At 71.4% G+C, this 15,248-nt stretch carries 16 protein-coding genes and 1 tRNA gene; 4 read left to right on the top strand and 13 right to left on the bottom strand.

What is annotated here, in order from left to right; genetic code table 11:
• Window positions 1-69 precede the first annotated feature (69 nt).
• From AC4GYY_RS13055 to AC4GYY_RS13035, 5 genes are all read right to left on the bottom strand, one after another.
• The gene (locus tag AC4GYY_RS13055; protein WP_491121079.1) at window positions 70-591 is read right to left on the bottom strand and encodes a YciE/YciF ferroxidase family protein; all 522 of its coding nucleotides are present in this window, start codon (window positions 589-591) and stop codon (window positions 70-72) included.
• A 95-nt stretch (window positions 592-686) separates the two neighbouring features.
• Window positions 687-1,226, bottom strand: coding sequence for a CinA family protein (locus AC4GYY_RS13050; RefSeq protein ID WP_491121077.1), 540 nt, complete (start codon window positions 1,224-1,226; stop codon window positions 687-689).
• Window positions 1,227-1,296: 70 nt separating this feature from the next.
• Window positions 1,297-2,142 carry a TorF family putative porin gene (locus tag AC4GYY_RS13045; protein ID WP_491121075.1) on the bottom strand — a complete coding sequence of 282 codons (846 nt, stop codon included), beginning with the start codon at window positions 2,140-2,142 and terminating at the stop codon, window positions 1,297-1,299.
• Between the two features lie 183 nt (window positions 2,143-2,325).
• Complete coding sequence (locus tag AC4GYY_RS13040; RefSeq protein ID WP_491121074.1) at window positions 2,326-3,642, bottom strand: ATP-binding protein; 1,317 nt, start codon at window positions 3,640-3,642, stop codon at window positions 2,326-2,328.
• Complete coding sequence (locus tag AC4GYY_RS13035; RefSeq protein ID WP_491121073.1) at window positions 3,639-4,352, bottom strand: response regulator transcription factor; 714 nt, start codon at window positions 4,350-4,352, stop codon at window positions 3,639-3,641. The genes AC4GYY_RS13040 and AC4GYY_RS13035 overlap by 4 nt, the downstream gene beginning before the upstream one ends.
• A 171-nt stretch (window positions 4,353-4,523) precedes the next feature.
• Between AC4GYY_RS13035 and AC4GYY_RS13030 the strand changes: the two genes are divergently transcribed.
• Together AC4GYY_RS13030 and AC4GYY_RS13025 are read left to right on the top strand one after the other, a co-directional pair.
• Window positions 4,524-4,772 (top strand): hypothetical protein, encoded by a 249-nt coding sequence (locus AC4GYY_RS13030; protein WP_491121071.1) that lies wholly within the window; start codon window positions 4,524-4,526, stop codon window positions 4,770-4,772.
• 146 nt (window positions 4,773-4,918) lie between these two features.
• A tRNA-Gly gene (locus AC4GYY_RS13025) sits at window positions 4,919-4,993 on the top strand.
• Window positions 4,994-5,223: 230 nt separating this feature from the next.
• On the opposite strand, the gene AC4GYY_RS13020 is transcribed toward AC4GYY_RS13025, so the two are convergent.
• The gene (locus AC4GYY_RS13020) at window positions 5,224-6,837 is read right to left on the bottom strand and encodes an alkaline phosphatase D family protein (RefSeq protein ID WP_491121069.1); all 1,614 of its coding nucleotides are present in this window, start codon (window positions 6,835-6,837) and stop codon (window positions 5,224-5,226) included.
• A gap of 47 nt (window positions 6,838-6,884) precedes the next feature.
• Here AC4GYY_RS13020 and AC4GYY_RS13015 point away from each other — a divergent pair, with 47 nt between their 5' ends.
• Complete coding sequence (locus AC4GYY_RS13015; protein WP_491121067.1) at window positions 6,885-8,321, top strand: glycosyltransferase 87 family protein; 1,437 nt, start codon at window positions 6,885-6,887, stop codon at window positions 8,319-8,321.
• Here AC4GYY_RS13015 and AC4GYY_RS13010 read toward each other — a convergent pair.
• From AC4GYY_RS13010 to AC4GYY_RS13000, 3 genes are read right to left on the bottom strand one after another with little or no spacing between them, the layout of a single operon-like run.
• A complete protein-coding gene (locus AC4GYY_RS13010; RefSeq protein WP_491121065.1) occupies window positions 8,293-9,471 on the bottom strand; it encodes a glycosyltransferase in 1,179 nt (392 codons plus the stop codon). The genes AC4GYY_RS13015 and AC4GYY_RS13010 overlap by 29 nt on opposite strands.
• An 8-nt stretch (window positions 9,472-9,479) precedes the next feature.
• Window positions 9,480-9,992, bottom strand: a complete 513-nt coding sequence (locus AC4GYY_RS13005) for a DUF2141 domain-containing protein (RefSeq protein ID WP_491121064.1) — start codon at window positions 9,990-9,992, stop codon at window positions 9,480-9,482.
• Entirely contained in the window at window positions 9,980-10,924 is a 945-nt protein-coding gene (locus tag AC4GYY_RS13000) for a hypothetical protein (RefSeq protein ID WP_491121062.1), read from the bottom strand. Before AC4GYY_RS13000 ends, AC4GYY_RS13005 begins: the two co-directional genes overlap by 13 nt.
• 104 nt (window positions 10,925-11,028) lie before the next feature.
• On the opposite strand from AC4GYY_RS13000, the gene AC4GYY_RS12995 reads away from it, so the two are divergent.
• Window positions 11,029-12,126: a glycosyltransferase gene (locus AC4GYY_RS12995; RefSeq protein WP_491121060.1), complete on the top strand. Its 1,098-nt coding sequence runs from the start codon at window positions 11,029-11,031 to the stop codon at window positions 12,124-12,126.
• Window positions 12,127-12,169: 43 nt separating this feature from the next.
• On the opposite strand, the gene maiA is transcribed toward AC4GYY_RS12995, so the two are convergent.
• From maiA to acpS, 4 genes are read right to left on the bottom strand one after another with little or no spacing between them, the layout of a single operon-like run.
• Window positions 12,170-12,808, bottom strand: a complete 639-nt coding sequence (gene maiA, locus AC4GYY_RS12990; RefSeq protein ID WP_491121058.1) for a maleylacetoacetate isomerase — start codon at window positions 12,806-12,808, stop codon at window positions 12,170-12,172.
• A complete protein-coding gene (locus tag AC4GYY_RS12985; protein WP_491121056.1) occupies window positions 12,805-13,857 on the bottom strand; it encodes an AI-2E family transporter in 1,053 nt (350 codons plus the stop codon). The genes maiA and AC4GYY_RS12985 overlap by 4 nt, the downstream gene beginning before the upstream one ends.
• Complete coding sequence (gene lepB, locus AC4GYY_RS12980) at window positions 13,854-14,795, bottom strand: signal peptidase I (RefSeq protein WP_491121224.1); 942 nt, start codon at window positions 14,793-14,795, stop codon at window positions 13,854-13,856. The genes AC4GYY_RS12985 and lepB overlap by 4 nt, the downstream gene beginning before the upstream one ends.
• Before the next feature lie 37 nt (window positions 14,796-14,832).
• Window positions 14,833-15,237: a holo-ACP synthase gene (gene acpS, locus AC4GYY_RS12975; protein WP_491121054.1), complete on the bottom strand. Its 405-nt coding sequence runs from the start codon at window positions 15,235-15,237 to the stop codon at window positions 14,833-14,835.
• Window positions 15,238-15,248: the final 11 nt, after the last annotated feature.

The following is a 15,248-nucleotide window of genomic DNA, read 5'->3' as shown; positions in this document are numbered from 1 at the left end:
CCTTCGCCCGACCGGGCGCGTTCGTTCGGGAGAGCCGGCCCAGCGACGCGACGCCGGGCCGGAAGATCGTCAGGCGTCCTCGGTCGCCGCCGCCGCCTTGGCGTTGATCTTGCTCTCCGCCATGGCGGTCAGCGAGTCGTCGGTCGCATATTCCTCGTCCAGGGTCTCCTTGAGGATGGCGGCGCAATCCTCGCGTCCCAGCTGACGCGCCCAGGCGATCAGCGTGCCGTAGCGCGTGATCTCGTAATGTTCGACCGCCTGCGCGGAGGCGATCAGCGCCGCGTCGAGCACGTCCTTGTCGGCGATCTCGCCGGCGACCTCGTTCGCTTCCTTGATGATCCCGTCGATCGCCGGGCACGTGACGGCCTTGGGCTTCTGGCCGTGCATCTCGAACACGCGCTCCAGCCGGACGATCTGCCCTTCGGTCTCGCGCAGGTGCTTCTCGAAGCCGGCCTTGAGCTTGGGGGCGGTCGCCTTCTCGATCATCTTGGGCAGCGCCTTGGTAATCTGGTTCTCGGCGTAATAGACGTCCTGAAGCTGGTGAACGAACAGATCGTCCAGCGTCGCGATATCCTTGGTGAACAGGCCCATCGTCTTGCTCCGTCGAAATGAGGGGCGGGGCGCGATCCTTGCGCGTCCCGGTGCCCCTGAACGCGGCGAGAGCCGTGCAAGTTGCCCGCGCCGCCTCATTCTCTCGCGACTTGACGCGGATCAGCCCCGGGTCGGCCCAGCGCCCGCTCCAGCATCGCCAGCGCCACGCGCAGGCATTCGAGGCGGACGGGGCCGCGGCCGATGTCGCCGAAATGCTCCTCGCGCAGCGCCGTCTCGCCGCCGCGCGTCGCGCAGCCGAAATGGACCAGCCCCGGCTCGTCGCCGGCGGCGCCCGGTCCCGCGAAGCCGGTGATCGACACCGCCACCGCCGCCCGCGACCGATCGAGCGCTCCTTCCGCCATCGCGCGCGCGGTCTCCGCGCTGACCGCGCCGCACCGATCGAGGGTGGAGCGATGGACGCGCAGGAGGTCGCACTTGGCGTCGTCGGTATAGACGACGAAGCCGCGGTCGAACGCATGGCTCGCCCCCTCGACGTCGGTCAGGAGCGAGGCGAGCAGCCCGCCGGTGCAGCTTTCGGCGGTGGCGATGGTCTTATCGGAACGGCAGGCGAGATCGAGGACGCGCCGGGCGGCGGCTTCGATGTCGTCGGGCACCGCATCGAGGAGTTCGGTCATCGCGTCCGCCTACGCCCCCGCGCAGGCGGACGCCTCAATCGTGATCAAGATGGCCGTGCCAGGCCTGACGTCAGAAGGTCGCGGTCAGCGACGCCAGCACCTTGCCGTTGGCGATCGAGCCGCTGCCGTCCTGCCCCTCGCTGAAGCTCGGCTGGAGGTATGCGGCTTTGCGGTTCGAGATGTCGGTGTCGACGTAGGCGACGCCGATGGTAAGGGGGGTGGAGGCGACGGCGACATCGACGCCGAGGAGCCAATCGACATATTCGCCGGTCGGCGCGACGCTGGTCGCGAACGGGCCGAGGCCCTTGTTGCCCTTCGAATAGCCGATGTGCGCCTTGGCGGTCAGCGGCGTGCCGGGAACCGCCACCGCCGCGTCCCCCCAGAGGTAGAGATTGTCGTTCTTGTCGCCCGGCCTGTCGTACACTCCCGCCGCCGCCGACGCGCCGTTCAGATACCAAGCGCCGAGTGCCTCCTGCGGCGGCGCATAGGCGACGCCCGCGAGCAGGCTGGCGGGGCCGAGCGTCCCCGAAAGCTTGACGTAGGGCTCGATGAAGTCGGTGTCGTCGAAGCCGCCGGGGTACATGTACCAGGTCGCGCCGATGTCGAGCGCGCCGCCGCCGACCGGGACCTTGAAGCCGGCGATCAGATCAAGCTCCATGTTGGCGCCGCCGAACGTGCCCCAGCCGGCGAGGTTCGATCCCCAGGTGCCGAGATAGACCCCGCTTTCGTGGGTGACGGTGAGACCGCCCTGGATCGCGACATTCTCGTCCGACTGGCTGACGCCGCGGAAGCGATAGTCGGAGACGAGCCCGACCGAGCCCGACACGGCGATCACCTTGGGCGGATCGGTGTCCTGGGCGCGTGCGGGCATGGCGACGAGCGTCGCGGCGAGGGCGAACGAAGCGAAACGGATCATGAGGACCTCCCTTGCGGATTGGAGTCCCCGCCTGCATCCCGGAGGCCGTCGCCGCTCTCGCAAGGCGGGCGGGCGATCGTTCCGGAACGGATCGAGCGTTAGCGGCCGCTGGACGACGCGACGTTGCCGCTCGGTGACGAAGCATGTCCGGTGCCGGGTGTGGCCGGCAGGACACGCTCCGGGTCAGCCGGGCAGCACGATCTCCGCGCGCAGCCCGCCTTCCGGGCGGTTCGCGAGCAGCAGCCGGCCCCCTTCCGCCGCAGTCGCCTGTGCCGCGATCGCGAGGCCCAGGCCGAATCCCTTGGTGTCGCGGTGGCGCGCCGGATCGAGCCGGACGAACGGCTGGACCGCGCGTTCGAGCTGTGCCTCGGGGATGCCGGGACCGTCGTCCTCGACGCGGATCGTGACGCCGGGGCCGTCGGCCAGCAGCGTCACGGTCACGGTCTCGCCGTATTGGACGGCGTTCTCGACGAGATTGCCGAGCGCACGCTTGAGCCCGATCGGACGCAGCGTCTTCTCGCAGTGATCCGGGCCGTGGTACATCACATCGTGGCCGCGATCGACCGCGTCGTCGACGATCGTCGCGCACAGGACCGCCAGATCGACGCGGACCGGGGCCTCGGGGTCGCTGTCGCCGCCGAGGAAGGCGAGCAGCGAGGCGACCATCGCGTCCATCTCGGCAATGTCGGCCTGAACCGCGGCGCGCGCCTCGGCGTCGTCGATCGCCTCCGTGCGCAGCTTCAGCCGGGCGAGTGGGGTGCGCAGGTCGTGGCCGACCGCGGCGAGCGCCTGGGTGCGATCGGCGATCAGCCGCGCGATCCGCGCCTGCATCCGGTTGAACGCGGCGACCACGCGACGGACCTCGCCCGGCCCGTCCTCCGGAACCGGCGGCGCGGCGGCGCGACCGCCCGCGCCCACCTGGTCCGCCGCCTCGGACAGCCGCCTGAGCGGCAGCAAGGTCCGGCGGATCAGCAGCCCGCTCAGCGCCATCAGCCCGAGCGCGGGGACCAGGGCGAGCAGCACGCGATTGATCGCCAGATCGAGCCGCGTCACCGGCTCGCGCGTGCGGAAGGCGAGGCGGGTGCCGTCGTCGAGGCGCAGCTCGCCCGTCACCACCGAGCTGCGCCCGGGCGACACTAGCCGCAGCCGCAGGTCGGTCCGGGCGAGCGACGGCTCCCAGGCGGTGATCTGCGCGCGCATCGCGGTCAGCTCGGGCGCGCGCGGGGAGGGCAGGGGCGACGGCGTCCAGCGGACCGCATAGCGGTCGGTGGTGAGCTCGGCCGCCATCCCGGCACGGTCGCCGACCGGACGCTCCTCGAGCAGGCGGCGGCTGATGACGAGATGCTCGGCCAGCCGCCGCGCCTCGTCGTCGCGCACCGAGAACTCGGTCGCGCGCTCGTAAAGAAGGGTCGAGACCCCGAACTCGACCAGCACCGTCAGCAGCAGAATCGCGACGACCCGGCCGAGCAGCCCGACCGAAGGCTGGGCGAAACGCTTCAACGCCGCTCGACGGGGACGCTGAGCATGTAGCCGACGCCGCGGACAGTGACGATCGGGGCGTTATCACCGCCTGCGCTCGACAGCTTGCGGCGCAGCCGGCTGATGAGCACGTCGATGGAGCGGTCCGAACTGTCGCCCAGTCGGGTGCGAGACAGCTCGATCAGCCGCTCGCGGGCGATCACGCGCTGAGCGTGGTCGCACAGCGCGACGAGCAGGTCGAACTCGGCCCCGGTCACGTCGACGACCGCGCCGGTCGGCGACAGCAGCTCGCGCCGCGGCAGGTTCACGGTCCAGCCGTCGAAGGTGATCACGCCCTGCTCGCGGTCGCCCTCGGCGCGGTCGAGCGCGGGGCGGCGCAACACCGCGCGGACGCGGGCAACCAGCTCGCGCGTGCCAAACGGCTTGGCGATGTAATCGTCCGCGCCGAGTTCGAGCCCGACGACGCGGTCGGTCTCGCTCGACCGCGCCGAGACGAAGATGATCGGGACGTCGCTCTTCTGGCGGAGTGCGCGGCACAGGTCGATGCCGCTGGTGCCGGGAAGCATGATGTCGAGCAGGACGAGATCGACCGGCCCGTTCTCGAGCGCCAGCCACATCTCGGGCGCGGCGGAGGCGGGGCGGACGGTGAAGCCGTTCTCCTGGAGCGCGCGCGCAGTCAGCGTGCGGAGCGCGGGATCGTCCTCGACCAGCAGGATCGTCGGGGCGGTCACCAAGCGATCTCGGTGCGGAAACAGGTCATGCGGAAACAATTAGGTGGACCCCCGAACCCGGTCAACGCAGACCCCGGGTCGGCGCAATACTTTGTCACGTCGGCGCGACGGGGACGCAAGACCGACATCCTAGATGCTCGATCTCCAGAGATCTTCGACAGGACCGACCCTATGCTTTCCCGCCTGCTGCTGACCGCCGCGGTGACGACGCTCGCCGCCCCCGCCCTCGCGCATGCCCCCGCCGGTCACCTTGCGGGCGATCCGGTTCCCGCCGGGTGCGTGCGCGCGAACGTCCACGTCCCCGCCGGCAAGATCGTCCACGCCCCGGCCCCGATCCGCTGTGCGGACGCCGTTCATGTCGCCGCCGCGGCGAGCCACCCACGCGCGCCGCTCGCCGCGCCGCGGACCGGGCGCGACTGACCCGGCTCCTTCGGCTCGTCCGCACCCCCCAGCCCTTGCGGGCGGGCCGCCTTGTGCGCTCCACCGAAAAGCGGCTTGCGGCGTTCCGGAGCCGATGCTAGGGGCCGCGCCTCACCCGCCCGGACCGTCCGGGCACAGGCGCCAGAGCGGGCGTAGCTCAGGGGTAGAGCACAACCTTGCCAAGGTTGGGGTCGAGGGTTCGAATCCCTTCGCCCGCTCCAGCGCAGTGCGCTCGTGATGCGCGTGCGCATCACGAGAAGTGCAAGCTCGGCCGGCGACGCGAAGCGGCGTCCGACGTCACGACGCGGCTTTGCCGCGGCGCTGTTCCTTCCGATCCTCACCCTGCCCATCGCGTCGCGATGGGCCCAGTATCAGGTCGGACATGCCCTGGCATATGCTGAACAGCGTGGGACGCTGTTCACCTGATACTCCTCTCCCAAGGAGAGGGAGTTCACCCCATCATCCGCCGTCCCTTCGCGACGATCGTGGTGTACCCGACGCTTGCCGCCGGCGTCCGCGTCTTGATCGTATCGACGAACACCCAGTCGTTCGCGACACGCTCGGGAGTCACCGTTATCGCCATATAGCCCCGGCGCGAGGTGTCGCACCATTTCAGCTCCGGGTTGAAGCCGACGAGCGCTCGCGCGATCACCCGCGGGTCGGCGGCGAGGCCGCTCTCGTAGCCGGGCGAGGTGACGCTGTGTCCGCCGAGCTCGACGCCGGCGGCGCGGCCGTCCTGTTCGAGATCGAACGCCCAGGCGTTGTGGCTGTCGCCGGTGATGACGACGAGGTCCGCGTCCGCCGCCATCGCCCCCTTGAGGAAGCGTTCGCGCGCCGCGGGATAGCCGCCCCAATTGTCGAGATTGTTCGGGAGCCCCGCGGCCCCGGCGGCGATCCCCGCCTGGACGTAACCGCGGGCGCGGGGATTGTCCGGGGAAAGCCAGCCGAGCGCCGCCGGCGGCACGCGGATGCGACCCATGTTGGTGCCGAACGCGACGACCTGCCATGTCGTCCCGCGCCCGACCGAAGCGCGGATCGCGTCGTCCAGCCAGAGCTCCTGCTCGCTGCCCATCATGGTCATCGCCGGATCGCGCCACGCGCCGTCGCGGAAGGCGGCGAGGACCTTCGCGGGTTCGCCGGACTTCAGCAGCTCGCCATAGATCTTCTGTCGGGTACGGGCGAGGAGGCGCGTCTCGGTGCGGAACAGCGTGGCGAGGTCGCCGATCTGGTAGGTCGACCACGATTCCTCGGAAACAGGCATCCATTCGCGAAAGGCCTGGACCGCGGCGTCGCGGCGGGCGGACCAGTCGCCTTCGGTCGCGGGGTCGTGGTTCTCGGCTCCGCCTTCCCACGAATCGTTGGCGCTCTCGTGATCGTCCCATTGCGCGATCATCGGCAGTGTCGCGTGGAGCCGCTGGAGGTCGGGATCGCTCCGGTAGCTGGCGTAGCGCAGGCGGTAGTCGGCGAGGTGGATCGTTTCGCCCATCGGCTCGGGGACGCGGCCGGGCACCGCGTCCTTGGCGAGCGGATAATGATCGGGCGCGTATTCGTAGAAATAATCGCCGAGGTGGACCCAGGCGTCGAGATCGCGCCGCGCGGCGGCGTGGGCGTAGGCGTTGAACCAGCCGTAGCCGAGGTTCGAGCAGGAGAAGATCGCCGCCCGCCAGGATCGCGTGCGGGCGTCCGGCAGGGTCTTCGTGCGGCCGACCGGCGAGATCGTGCCGTCGGGGGCGATGAAGCGGTAGTGATACCAGGTACCGGGCTTGAGGCCGTGGACCGTCACCTTGACGGTGCCGTCGCGCCACGGGCCGGTGGTCTGCTCGCCGCCGGCGGCGACGCGGGCGAAATCGCGGGTCTCCGAGACCTCGCACCGGAGCGTCGTCCCCGAGTCGCCGCCGACGTAGCGGGTCCACAGGAGGACCGACGTGGCGGCGGGCTCGCCCGAGGCGACATGGTGGGTGAAGCCCGTCGCCGGCGCAGCGAGCGCGAAGCCGGGGATGGCGAGCGCGCCGAGGCCCAGCGTGCCGGTGAGGATCAGCGAGCGACGGTCGATCGAAAGCGTCATGGCCGGTTCCCTTCGCGCCGAGGCTGGACCTTGGTTATGGCGTGACGATGACACCCGAACCCGCCGCACGTCGAGCCCCATCGTGGCTGCTCCTGCCGCTCGCGCTGCTGGTCCTCTCGGCGCTCGCCTGGGCGCGGCCGCTCAACCACGACGAGAGCCAATATGTCGCGGCGGCGCGGCTGGTCGCGGCGGGGCTGCTGCCGTACCGCGACTTCGCGTACCTCCAGACGCCGCTCCAGCCGTTCGTCTTCGCGCCGCTGGCGTGGGCGGCGGGGGAGTGGACCTGGCCGGCGCTGCGGCTGGCCAACGCCGCGCTCGGCGTCGCGATCGTCGCGGCGGTGGCGACGGCGGCGCGGGCCGTGGGAGCGTCGGCGCGGATGGCGCTGGCGGCGGGCGCGCTGATGGCGACCTGCGACGTGTTCCTGTTCAGCGTCGGCACGGCGCGCAACGACGCGCTGCCGGCGGCGCTGTTCGCCGCCGCGCTGATCCCGGTCGCGAGGGCGGGCGCGGCGGGGCGCGGCGGCGCGGTGCTCGCGGGGGCGCTGCTGGCGGCGGCGGCGGCGGCGAAGGTGTCCTATGCGGTGCCGGCGGCGGCTTACGGCGTGTACGCCCTGATCGACCGGAGGTGTCGCCCCTTGTGGGTCGCGGCCGGTGCGGCGCCGATCGTGGCGAGCGTGCTGTGGACCGCTTGGGCGGCGCCGGCCGGCTTCTGGTTCGGCGTGATCGACTTCCCGGCACGAGGGCCGGCGGACTATTACTCGGCGACGGGGCGGGCGTGGCGGCTCGGGCTGGGTGCGAAGGCCGTCGATACGGTCAAGTTCCTGGCGCTCGGGCCGGCGCTGCTCGCGATCCCCGTCGCGCTGCGGGGACGGCGGTGCGGCGCGCTCGACGGGCTGCTGGTCGCCGCGGTGATCGCCTCAATCCTGCCGTCGCCGACGTGGCGGCAGTATCTGTTGCCGCTGCTGCCCGTTCTGTTCGTGCGGCTGGCGCTGGTGTGGAGCGAGCGTCCGCCGGGAAAGCGGCTGCGCCTCGCCTTCGGGGTGTTCGCGGTCGCCGGGATCGCGCCGACGATCGTGTCGCTGACGCAGCGCGAGCCGGCGATGCCGACCGCGTTGCGGACGACGCGCGCGGTCGCGGTGGCGCTCGATGCAGCGGGGATCGGCGACGGGGTGGCGACGCTCGCCCCCGAGCTGCTGGGCGCGCGCATGCCCGATCCGCGCCTCGCCGCCGGGCCGTTCGCGTTCCGCAGCCCGGCGCTGTTCACGCCCGCACGGGAGACGGAGCTGCGGCTGGTCTCGCGGGCGCGGCTGACGACGCTCGGTGCGCCGCCGGCGGTGCTGACGGGTGCGGAAGGCTGGACCAGCGGCGACGCGGGCCTCGACGCCGAACTCGACCGCTGGGCGGCGGCGAACGGCTATCGTCCGCAGCGGCTGCCGGGGTCGCTGACGCTCTGGATCAGGCCGCGCGCGCCAGCTTCGCGGTGATCGCCGCTTCGTAATAGGCCATGAGGTCGGCGGCGTGCTCGCGGTCGCTGCGGACGGCGCGTGCGGCGACCAAGGCGGCGCGGCGGAGCAGCGCGCGGTCGCGGCGGGCGAGGCGCAGGATCGCGGCGGCGCAGCTCTGCGCGTCGCGCGCGGCGTAGAGCTCGCTCGAATGCGGATCGGCGACCTCGGCGCAGCCGCCGGTGTCGGGGACGATCAGCGGCAGCCCCGACGCCATCGCCTCCGACGCGACCAGCCCGAACGGTTCGGCTTCCGATCCGTGGATCAGCGCGTCGCAGCTGGCGGTGATCCGAGAGAGCCGCTCGCGGTCGTAGACCGGGCGGAACAGCCGGATGTGCGGCGATCCGGCGATCCGCTTCTCGATCTTGTCGGTGTCGACCCCCTGGCCGATCAGGATCAGCCCGACATCGGCACGCGCCGCCGCGCGCTCCACCGCGTCGACGATCAATGGCCAGCGCTTCTCGGGATGGTGCCGCCCGAGCCCGAGGAGGAGCAACCCGTCGGGGCCCAACCCGCATTGCTGGAGCAGCGCGGCGCGCAGCCCCTCGTCGCGCAGCTCGGGCGAGAAATGCGCGCGCTCGATCCCGAGCGGCATCGCCGCGTCGATGTGAATGCCCCGGTTGCGCAGCCGCTTCTCGAGCGCCGGGCCGTTGGTCAGCACGCAATCGTATTTGGCCAGGAAGCGCGCCATGTAGCGCGAGTACCAGGCGAACGCCTCCTCGATCGCGTCGTAGGTGGCGAACCGTTCGAACCAGCGCTGCGCATAGGCCGCCAGATTGTCGTTGTGCATGAAGAACGACTTGAGCGCGCGGCCCTGCCAGTCGCCGACGATCCACGCCGCGCGCCACGGGCTGGAGCATTCGACCACGTCGGGGTCGTAGCGGTCGAGCTGTTCGGTCATCGCCGCCTGGTCCCACAGCACGCCGTAATTCTTGTCGAAGACGAGCGGGGGCGAGGCGAGATAATGGATGCGGCCGCCGCCTGGGCGGTCCTCGATCCGCGTCTCCTTGCCGGGAGCGAGCACGATCAGCTCGTGCCCCAACTCGTCCATCAGCCCCATCTTGCGGTCGATGTAGGTCCGCACCCCGCCACCGGTCGGCGAATAGAATTCGTTGACGTCGACGATCCGCATGACGTTCGTCAGTCCTTCACGGGGCTGAAGCTCGGCGGAAAGCCGTGGAGATATTGCGCCCGGATCGTGACGGTCGCGGGGCGCGCGCCGACCGTGACGAGCGCGCTGGCGAGCGTCGGGCGCGCGCGGCCGATCCTGACGTTGCCCGGCGTGCCCGCGCCGTCGCTCCAGAAATTGAACTTGTTCTTGCCGTCGCGGTCGTGGGTGAAGAACAGCGCATAAGCGCCCGGTCGCGGCACGCGGATGCACAAGGCGACCGGGCCGCTCGCGGGGACGCTGGCCCAGATCCGGCGGAACGTCTTGCCTTCCTTGATCAGATCGCGGTCGTCGCGGAGGAAATCGGTCGGGTTCGCCGGGTAGAGCTCCAGCTTCAAGCGACCCGTCCGGTCCTTGAGGCCCGTCACGTCGGCGCGGATCGCGGGCTCGCCCGCCGCGCACGCGGCCGCGTCGCCGCCGATCGCCTGCGCCGCGGCCGGAGCGGTCACCAGCATCGCCGCGACCATCAGACTCAATCTCGCCATTCCCTCGCCTTCGTCACCAGCCCGGCGAGGCCGAACCCGCCGATCAGCACCACATGGACCAGCAAAGTGAGCGCTGCGGTGAACGCGATCATTTCGGAGAGCGCGCGGTCCTGCCCGATCAGGAGGATCGCGAAATTCGCGAACAGCAGGTCCTTGTTCGGCAGGAACGGCAGGCGCGACACCAGCAGCCGCGCCGCCGACAGGACCAGCCACATCCCGACCGTGACGCTGGGCATCGCGAAATGCCAGCACAAGGCGAGCAGCACGGTCGACGCCCCGATCCGCAGGCAGTGAATGGCGAAGACCATCCGCAGATCGTGCCGGGGCAGCGAGAACACCCGCTTCGACAGTGCCAGGATCGTCACCGAGATCACGATCGTGACCGTCGCCGAGCCGATCACCGCCCGCAGATAATGCGGCGGGATCAGCTGGTAGCCGAGCGGAAGCGCGATCAGGCAGAGCAGGATCGTCGCGCCGTTGCCGGCGATGCCCGACAGGATCGCCACGTCCTTCACCGCGCCGAAGGGGGCGGCCACCATCTGCCCGCGCGCGCGGGCCCAGGCGTAGAAATAGGCCTCTCCCGAATAGCCGAGCACGACGTCGTTCGCGATCCGCTTCTTGTTGAGCGCCGCGAACCCGCCCAGCCACGGGATCCGCCACAGATAGCGGAAGATCAGCAGATCCCCGGTCGGCGCGCTGAGATAGAGCAGCGCGAAGCAGACGTAGAACAGCGGGCTCGCCGGCACCGCGCGCTGGAGCCCGGCGAGCCCCGAGCCGAACAGTTCGCGTCCCAGCCCGACGACCATCGCGATCGTCAGCAACGCGCCCAGGATCGTCGGCCACCGTCGGCGGATCGTCTCGACGGGCTCGAGGCCGCCGAGATCGAGCGCAGGATCGGACGGTGGCAGAGGGTGGGTCGCGGCTGGGCGCAAGAACGGCGTCCTGATAGAACCTGGGCGGGCTCCGGCCGCTCCCCTTTGCGGACGAATATGGTTTCTTGTCGGCAAATCTGGGCTGCGGCAAGGCGGGGTGCAAGATGGGACCCGCCGAACACATCCTGGGCTACGCCCAGTCGCTGCGCGGCGGCGGGGTCGAGCGCGCGCTGCTGCGGCTGGCGCGCGGCTGGATCGAAGCGGGGCGGCGGGTGACGTTGGTGATCGGCGCGCCGGAGGGGCCGCTCGTCGCCGAGGTGCCGCCCGGGGTGGCCGTGGTGGCGCTGGGCGACGGCGGATATGCGGCGGTGGCGCGGGCGCTGCCGGGGGTGGTGCGGCGGCGGCGGCCCGACGTGATCTTCTGTGCGGGCTCGCATTATACCGGAATGGCGGCGTGGGTGCGGGCGGCGCTTGGCCGGCGCTGCCCGCCGATCGTCGGCAAGGTCTCGAACGCCGTCGCGCGCGCCGACCACGGCTGGGTCGCCGGGCCGCTGCACGCCGCGTGGCTGCGCGCGCATCCGCGCTTCCTCGACCGGGTGGTCGCGATGACTCCGGCGAGCGCCGCGGCGGCGGCGGGGGCGATGGGGCTGGACCGGGATGCCGTGGCGGTGATCCCGAACCCGCCCGCGCTGCCGATCCCCGGCGCGGCGCTGCCGGACCTGCCGGCGCGGTTCCTGCTCGGGGTCGGGCGGCTCGCCCCGCAGAAACGCTGGGACCGGGCGGTGGCCGCGCTGCCCGCGCTCGCGGACGGAGAAGTGCCGCTGGTCCTGCTCGGCGAGGGGCCGCTCCGCGCCGAGCTGGCCGGTCAGGCGGCGGCGCTGGGGGTGGCGGAGCGGCTGCTCATGCCGGGCTATGCCGCCGATCCGCTGGCGGCGATGGCGCGGGCGGCAGCGGTGGTGCTGACCTCCGACTTCGAAGGGGTGCCGGGCGTACTGCGCGAGGCGCTGTCGGTCGGGACGCCGGTGGTGGCGACCGACTCTTCGCCGGCGGTGCGCGAGATCGTGACCGGGCCGGAGATCGGGACGGTGGTGGCGCGGGAGGATGCGACGGGGCTGGTCGCGGCGCTCGATCGATGGCTGGCGGCGGGGGCGGTGCGGCCGGCGCCGGTGACGCCGCCCGGGGCGGATGCGGCGGCGCGCTACCTGGCGCTGTTCGATGGATTGGTGGACATCACCCGTGCCCCCGGGCGGACCGGCGCCTAGAGCGGTACGCCTGCTGGGTCCCCGACGGGGCGGGGGACACGGGCTAGGACGCCCTCACCGCATCGGGGTGCGCGCGTGTCGCGGCCGGGAGCGCGCAGAGCGCGGCGTCGGCCGCCACCAGCCGGGGATAGGCGTCAAGCGGCACTGAGTAACGGCGAGCATTCGCCAGCTGGGGCACCAGGCAAAGATCGGCGATGTCCGGGGTCTCGCCCCCCAGGAACGGCCCGTCCGGCGCGTCCGCCGCCATCGCCTCGAGCGCCGCCAGCCCTTGCGCGATCCAGTGCGCGTACCAGGCGTCGCGCCCGGTCTGGTCGGCGCCGAACTGGGTCTCGAGCCGCTTGAGCACGCGCAGATTGTCGATCGGGTGGATGTCGGCGGCGATCACCAGCGCGCGGGCGAGCTGGCCGGAGCGGACGAACGGGTCCTTGTCGACCATCGGCGGATCGGGGAAGGTCGCGTCGAGGAAGTCGACGATCGCGAGGCTCTGGACAAGGGGCCGACCGTCGACGACCAGCGTGGGCACGAAGCCTTGCGGGTTGAGCGAGCGGTTCGCCTCCTCGCGCTGCTCGCCCGCCAGCAGGTTCACGGGCACCCGCTCGTAGGCGACGCCCTTCAGCTCGAGGCAGAGGCGGACGCGGTACGACGCCGAGGAGCGCCAGTAATCGTGGAGGACCAGCCTCACGCCGCCTCCTCGTTGTTCTCCGACCGGCGCTCGAGCGCGGTCTTGATCATCGCGGTCATCGGATCGGCGAGGGCGAGGCCGAGGATGCCGAACAGCGCGCTGGCGAGGATCTGCGTGCCCAGCGTCAGCGCCGGGGGCAGATCGACCGTGCGCTTGGCGACGATCGGGATCAGCACGTAGCCGTCGAAGGTCTGGACGACGAAGTAGGTGATCACCGCCGCCCAGCCGGTGTGCATCCCGCCCGAGAAGCCGACCGCGATCATCAGCGCGCCCGAGATGAACGCGCCGATGTTGGGGATGAACGCCAGCAGCCCGGTCAGGATACCGAGGATCAGCGCCATCGGCACCCCGCCGATCATCAGCGCGATCCAGGTCAGCACGCCCTCCGCCGCCATCCCGAGCAGCCGCCCGGCCAGCAGCCGCCGCAGCGTCCGCCCCATGCGCTCCACGGTGATCGCGAACTCGTGCCGGCTGTCCTGCGGGATCATCCACTGCAAGCCCCGGTCGTACACCCGCGGGTCCATCGCCACGAACAGGCCGATCACGAGGATCATGAACATGGTGGTGAGCGCGCCGATCGCGGTGCCGACCCAGGAGGTGATCCGCCCGACCGAGCCGAGCGCCTGCTTGGCGATGCCGTTGATGTCGGATGCGCCCGGCATCAGCCCCTGCGACGAGAGCCAGCCGGTCGCGCGGGTCGCCTGGACCTCCAGCGTCGAGCGCAGCTGCGTGACCTGCTGGGTCACCTGGACGCCGGTGAAGTAGAAGGTCAGCAGCAGGAAGGCGATCGTCAGCAGGCAGACGATCAGCAGCCGCCAGCCGCGCCCGATCGGCAGCACGCGGCCGAGCAGCCGGACGCCGCCGTCGAGCATCGCCGCGAACACGAGGCCGGCGAAGATGATCAGCAGCGGCTGGATCAGGAGCACGACGAGCGCCACGGCGCCCACCATGCCGATCCACACCGCCGCCTTCTTCACCTCCTCGCGCGTGGCGGGATCGCGGATCTCGCCGGGGCTCGCGCCCGCGACGACGGGGGGGTGTTCGCTCACTTGCGGATCTCCGGATGCAGCGACGTCCCCGCCCGACCCGAACGGAGCGCGCCGAGCCAGGTGAGCGGGTTCCAGGTGGCCGAGCCGTCGACCGAGAAGGTGATGAACTCCGCCCTGCCGCCGATGTTCTCCCACGGCACGGGGCCGCCCAGTCCGCGGTCGACCAGCGCGACCCTGCTGTCGGCGGAGCGATCCCGATTGTCGCCCATCAGGAAAACGTGGTCCGGGGCGATGGTGATGGGGCCGTAGTCGTCGGTCGGGCTGGCGCCGAGTTCGACGGTGTCGAAGGTGCGCCCGTTGGGTAACGTCTCCGTGATCACGGGCAGGCGACAGCCGCGCTTGCCGTCCGGATCGGCGATCGCGGCGACGCCGCCATATTCCGACGGGTCGCACGTCTCCTTCCCCTCCGACGGCAACGGCGAGCCGCCGTAATCGGCGAGCGACACGTCGTGGAGCGGGCCCCGGCGGACGGGCACGCCGTTCAGGATCACGACGCCGTCCCGCACCTCCAGTCGATCGCCGGGCAGCCCGATCACGCGCTTGATGTAATCGCTGGTCGACCCAGGCGGGGTGACGATCACCACATCGCCGCGTTCGGGCATCTTGCCCAACAGCCGGCCCGACCGGAACGGGATCTGGACGCTCCAGCTGTCCTGCGGCTGGCGCAGCACGAGGCTGCGGAAGATCGCGACCGGATCGGGGAGCGTGGGCGAGACGTAGGACCAGCCGTAGGCGAACTTGTTCACCACCAGCCGGTCGCCGACCTCGAGCCCGGTCAGCATCGATTCGCTCGGGATATAGAAGGGCTTGGCGACGAAGCTGTGGAAGCCGAGCACGGCAAGGACCAACCAGAACACGCCCTTGAGCTCCGCCCACCAGTCGGCGCCGCGGCGGCCCTCGTCCACCGATGGGGCGGCCGCGCCCGGCTCGGCGGTCAGGGCATGGTCCTGGGACAAGGCGTCGGACAAGGGGGCGCTACTCGGATGGGACCGCCTCGATGATCACGAAGGCCTGCGCCCAGGGATGATCGTCGGTCAGCGTCAGATGGATGCGCGCCGCGTGGCCGTCGGGGATCATCGCGTCAAGCCTCGCCTGCGCGCCGCCGGTGAGGGCGAGGGTGGGGGCGCCCGATCTGGCATTGACGACGCCGATGTCGCGCATGAACACGCCGTGCCGGAACCCGGTTCCGACCGCCTTGGAGAACGCCTCCTTCGCGGCGAAGCGCTTGGCGAGCGTTCCCGCTTTCGTGAACGGACGGCGCGCCGCCTTGGCGCGCTCGACCTCGGTGAAGACGCGCGCCTCGAACCGCTCGCCGAACCGGTCGAGCGACGCCTGGATCCGCTCGATGTTGCACAGGTCGGAGCCGAGGCCGATGATCACCGGTCGCTCTT

Source organism: Sphingomonas sp. SP6 (assembly GCF_058313435.1).
This window is presented reverse-complemented; position numbering and strand designations above follow the sequence as displayed.